This window comes from Paenarthrobacter sp. CM16 (genome assembly GCF_013179505.1).
Lineage (GTDB): Bacteria > Actinomycetota > Actinomycetes > Actinomycetales > Micrococcaceae > Arthrobacter.
In genome coordinates this window covers 1-4902 of sequence record NZ_JABMCX010000321.1, presented here as the reverse complement: position 1 = coordinate 4902, position 4902 = coordinate 1, and the positions used below count along the sequence as shown (strand labels likewise).

The following is a 4902-nucleotide window of genomic DNA, read 5'->3' as shown; positions in this document are numbered from 1 at the left end:
TTCATGGGACTGGTCAAGGATGGCGACCTACGCGGACGCGCACCCGACCGATGCTATGACCTCAACTTAAGTTGAGGTCAATTCGGCTGAATCCGACCCCCGACTGAGACGAATTGGAAACGTCGCCGAAACTTCCGCTCCTTACGCTGAACACAATCTGTCCAAGTGCCCTGCGTCCAAGGAGTAACCATGCATCTTTTGCCCCGTGAGCAGGAGAAACTCATGATCGTGGTGGCTGCCGATCTGGCGCGGCGCCGCCAGGCACGGGGGCTGAAACTGAACTATCCCGAGTCCGTGGCGATCATCAGCTTCGAACTCATCGAAGGTGCCCGGGACGGCAGGACGGTTGCCGAGCTCATGAGCTACGGAACCACCATCCTCCGCCGCGAAGACGTGATGGAAGGCGTGCCGGAGATGATCCACGACGTCCAGATTGAAGCCACGTTCCCTGACGGCACCAAGCTCGTCACCGTCCATCACCCCATCCGCTAGGAGCCTCCATGATCCCCGGTGAATACAAGCTCCTTCCCGGTTCCATCGCTTGCAACAGCGGCCGTGAGGCAACCGCCGTCGAGGTGGTGAACCGCGGCGACCGTCCCGTCCAGGTGGGCTCCCATTATCACTTTGCCGAGGCGAACAGCGCCCTCGAGTTCGACCGCGATGCCGCCTACGGCCGCCGCCTGGACATCCCTGCCGGCACAGCCGCACGTTTCGAGCCAGGCGACCGGAAGACCGTCCAGTTGATCGAAATTGCCGGGGTGCGTGAGGTCTTCGGGCTCAGTAACGCCGTCAACGGAAGGCTCGACGGCGGCACCCGCCTGGGCGGTTCTGCTTCGGAAGGAGACACCAAATGAGCTTCGAGATACCCCGCAGGCAGTACGCCGAGCTGTACGGGCCAACCACCGGCGATGCCATCCGTCTGGCGGACACCGAACTGTTCCTCGAAATCGAGAAAGACTACACGGTTTACGGCGAGGAAGTGGTGTTCGGCGGTGGCAAAGTCATCCGCGACGGCATGGGCCAGAACGGACAACTGATCCGCTCGGACGACATCCCGGACACGGTGATCACCAACGTGATCGTCCTGGATTACACCGGCATTTACAAGGCGGATGTTGCCCTGAGGGACGGGTACATCTTCAAGATCGGCAAGGCAGGCAACCCGCAGATCACCCACGATGTGGACATCGTGATCGGCTCCAGCACCGAAATCATCGCCGGAGAACGCAAAATCCTCACAGCCGGCGGCATCGACACCCACATCCACTTCATTTCCCCGGAACAAGTCCCGGCCGCCCTGTGCAATGGCATCACCACCATGGTGGGCGGAGGCACGGGCCCCGCCGAAGGAACCAAAGCCACCACCGTCACCCCCGGCGCCTGGCACATCTCGCGAATGCTGCAGGCCGCCGAGGGACTCCCCGTCAACATCGGCCTGTTCGGGAAGGGCCACGCATCCGCCGTCGAGCCCCTCGCAGAGCAGATCCGCGCCGGCGCCGTCGGGCTGAAGGTGCACGAAGACTGGGGATCCACCACCTCGTCCATCGACATGTCCCTGCGCGTTGCCGACGAATACGACGTCCAAGTGGCCATCCACACCGACACCCTCAACGAGTGCGGCTTCGTTGAAGACACCATCCGGGCCATCGACGGCCGTGTCATCCACACCTTCCACACCGAAGGCGCCGGCGGTGGGCACGCCCCGGACATCATCAAGATCGCCGGACTGCCCAACGTCCTCCCGGCCTCCACCAACCCCACCCTGCCGTACACCCGCAACACCATCGAAGAGCACCTGGACATGCTCATGGTCTGCCACCACCTCAACCCGGACATCCCCGAGGACGTAGCCTTCGCAGACTCCCGCATCCGGGCCGAAACCATCGCCGCCGAAGACGTCCTGCACGACCTCGGCATCTTCGCCATCACCTCCTCCGACTCGCAAGCCATGGGCCGCGTCGGCGAAGTGGTCACCCGCACCTGGCAAGTAGCCGACGCCATGAAACGGCAACGAGGCGTGTTGAAGGATCCCTCCGGCACCACCCACGGCTCCACCGAATCCGACAACTTCCGGCTCAAACGCTACGTGGCCAAATACACCATCAATGCCGCCATCGCCCAAGGCATGGCAGATGTCATCGGTTCCGTGGAAGCAGGCAAATTCGCGGACCTGGTGCTCTGGGACCCCGCGTTCTTCGGCGTGAAACCCGAACTCGTCATCAAAGGCGGACAGATCGCCTACGCCCTCATGGGCGACGCCAACGCCTCCATCCCCACACCCCAGCCCCGCACCATGCGCCCCATGTTCGCCACGTACGGCAAGGCCTTGCAGCAGACGTCCATCACGTTCATGTCCAAAGCCGCGATCGACGCCGGAGTGCCCGCCGAACTCGGGCTCGAACGCATCATCAAACCCGTCACCGGCATCCGCAACCTCACCAAAGCGGACCTCAAATACAACGGTGAAACGCCCGAGATCGCCGTCGACCCCGAAACCTACAAAGTGAGCGTCGACGGCGTCGAAGTCACCTCCCAGCCCTCCGACGTGCTGCCCATGGCGCAGCGCTACTTCCTCTTCTAAGCCGCTTAGGAATCACATGATCATCGAAAAAATCCTCGGCAACCTCCACGAACAACCCCACGACTATGCGGGCCGGCACAAAGAAAAAGTCGTACTCCCGAGCTCCCTGCTGGTCAAACGCATCCAGCGCGTCACCACCGACCACGGCAAAGAACTCGGCATCCGCCTCCCCGCCGGCACCGGCGACCTCCGCGACGGCGACATCCTCGCCATCGATCCCGGCAACGTCATCGTTATCTCCGTGCTGCCCACCGACGTCCTGGTGATAGGGGCGCGGACAATCCACGAAATGGGGGTCGTGGCACATTCGCTCGGCAACCGGCACCTGCAGGCACAATTCTTCGACGCCTCCTCCGAGTACGGGGCCGAAGTCATGGTTTGTCAGTATGACCACACGGTCGAAGACTATCTGAAGAGCGTTGGCGTCCCCTACGACAGGCAAGAGCGGGTCATGCCGGTGCCCTTCCGCCATGCTGAGCATTCGCACTAACGCTGTGCGCCGCGGCCAGTTGGGCGCGCACGCTTGCGCTCCGCTGGGAAGGGGGCCGTGCCCGCTTCGCGGTGCCCACCACGCCGCGGCCCCCTTCCCAGCTCCGCTCCAGCGCGCAGACATCACCTCCGGCGGTGCGCTTTGAGTGCGACATATCAGCTTGCTCTTCAACAGTTGACTGACTCCGCGTTGCCTACGGGGGCTTTTGCTCATTCTTTGGGGTTTGAGAGCTATGTGCATCGTGGGTTGGTTTGGGATGAGGGGTCTTTTGGGGATTGGTTGGGGGCTTTTGTGGGGCAGCAGTTGACCTATTCGGAGGGGTTGGCTTTGCGGTTCTTGTATGACGGGGTGGATGTTGGTTTGTTGGATTCTGTTCTCTCGGCGCAGTTGTTGGCTCGGGAGGTGCGGGAGGCATCTTTGAAAATGGGTGGGCGGTTGTTGGAAATTGGTGGGGAGGTGTTTCCTTCGGGGGAGTTGGAGGCGTATCGGGAGTTGGTACGTGAGGGGAGGGCCGGGGGGCATCAGCCCTTGGCCTTCGGGGTGATTGCACGGTCACTGGGCGTTCCGTTTGAAGCGGCGCTCTCTGCGTATCTGTTTGCCGCGGTGACTTCCCTGACCCAGAACGCCGTGCGGGCCATTCCGATGGGTCAGAACGCCGGACAACGGGTACTTCGCCAAGCGCACGACGCCGTAGCTGCCGCCGTCGAGGATGTAGCACAGCTGTGCTGGAACGACTTTGGGGCCGTCAGCCCCGGACTTGAAATTTCGCAAATGCGGCACGAACGGCAACGCGCCCGCATGTTCATGAGCTAGCTGAAGCAAAGGACAGAAAACATGACTGAACCCATCAAAATCGGCGTCGGCGGACCCGTCGGAGCAGGCAAAACCCAGCTCGTGGAACGCATCACCCGGCACATGAGCAGGGACATCTCCATGGCCGCCATCACCAACGACATCTACACGATCGAAGACGCCAAAATCCTCGCAGCCAACGGCATCCTCCCCGAAGACCGCATCATCGGCGTCGAAACCGGCGGCTGCCCGCACACCGCCATCCGCGAAGACACCTCCATGAACACCGCCGCCATCGAAGAACTCAAAGCCAGGCACCCCGACCTGCAAGTCATCTTCGTCGAATCAGGCGGCGACAACCTCTCCGCCACCTTCAGCCCCGAACTCGTCGACTTCTCCATCTACATCATCGACGTAGCCCAAGGCGAAAAAATCCCCCGCAAAGCCGGCCAAGGAATGATCAAATCCGATCTGTTCATCATCAACAAAACCGACCTGGCGCCACACGTTGGAGCGGACCTGGCCGTCATGGAGAGGGATTCCAAGGAGTTCCGCGGTAGTAAGCCGTTCTGCTTCACGAACCTCAAGACGGACGAAGGGTTGGACGAGGTCCTCAACTGGATCCGGCGCGACGTCCTGATGCTCGACTTGGCGCAATGACCCGGCCAGGGTTCGCAGTTAAGTCACCGGGGGCGGCGCCCGCGGATGAAGGGGGCCGTGCCCGCTTCGCGGTGCCCACCACGCCGCGGCCCCCTTCATCCGCGGTCGCGGATCGCCCCGCCCCAGCTGCCGCCGCCACGCCGCGGCCCCTTATCCCCGGCTACGCCGCCTCCGCGGTTTGGTCCCCGGCCATTCGGCTGGCGTTCACGGCCGGCCCAGGCTGCAACGTCGCGACGTTCGGGGCGTCCTTCGGGGATAGCCGATGACTGCGCACGTAGTGAGCTCGGGCGTCGATGTTGGTCCTTGGGGGGACGTGGAGCTCAACTCCGCGCTGGTTCCTTCGGAGCGGGGGGTGCGGGGGCGGTTGGAGTTGGGGGTT

At 62.7% G+C, this 4902-nt stretch carries 6 protein-coding genes; all 6 read left to right on the top strand.

What is annotated here, in order from left to right; genetic code table 11:
• The first annotated feature begins 189 nt into the window (after nt 1–189).
• The 6 genes from HP499_RS20695 (at nt 190) to ureG (ending at nt 4523) form a co-directional block, all read left to right on the top strand.
• The gene (locus HP499_RS20695) at nt 190–492 is read left to right on the top strand and encodes an urease subunit gamma (protein ID WP_172326010.1); all 303 of its coding nucleotides are present in this window, start codon (nt 190–192) and stop codon (nt 490–492) included.
• Nucleotides 493–500: 8 nt separating this feature from the next.
• Nucleotides 501–854: an urease subunit beta gene (locus HP499_RS20690; RefSeq protein WP_172326009.1), complete on the top strand. Its 354-nt coding sequence runs from the start codon at nt 501–503 to the stop codon at nt 852–854.
• On the top strand, nt 851–2581 hold the full coding sequence (gene ureC, locus HP499_RS20685) for an urease subunit alpha (RefSeq protein WP_172326008.1): 1731 nt from the start codon (nt 851–853) through the stop codon (nt 2579–2581). The genes HP499_RS20690 and ureC overlap by 4 nt, the downstream gene beginning before the upstream one ends.
• A gap of 16 nt (nt 2582–2597) precedes the next feature.
• Nucleotides 2598–3071: an urease accessory protein UreE gene (gene ureE, locus HP499_RS20680; protein WP_172326007.1), complete on the top strand. Its 474-nt coding sequence runs from the start codon at nt 2598–2600 to the stop codon at nt 3069–3071.
• A 141-nt stretch (nt 3072–3212) separates the two neighbouring features.
• Entirely contained in the window at nt 3213–3884 is a 672-nt protein-coding gene (locus HP499_RS20675) for an urease accessory protein UreF (protein WP_172326006.1), read from the top strand.
• Nucleotides 3885–3905: 21 nt separating this feature from the next.
• The gene (gene ureG / locus HP499_RS20670) at nt 3906–4523 is read left to right on the top strand and encodes an urease accessory protein UreG (protein ID WP_172326005.1); all 618 of its coding nucleotides are present in this window, start codon (nt 3906–3908) and stop codon (nt 4521–4523) included.
• Nucleotides 4524–4902: the final 379 nt, after the last annotated feature.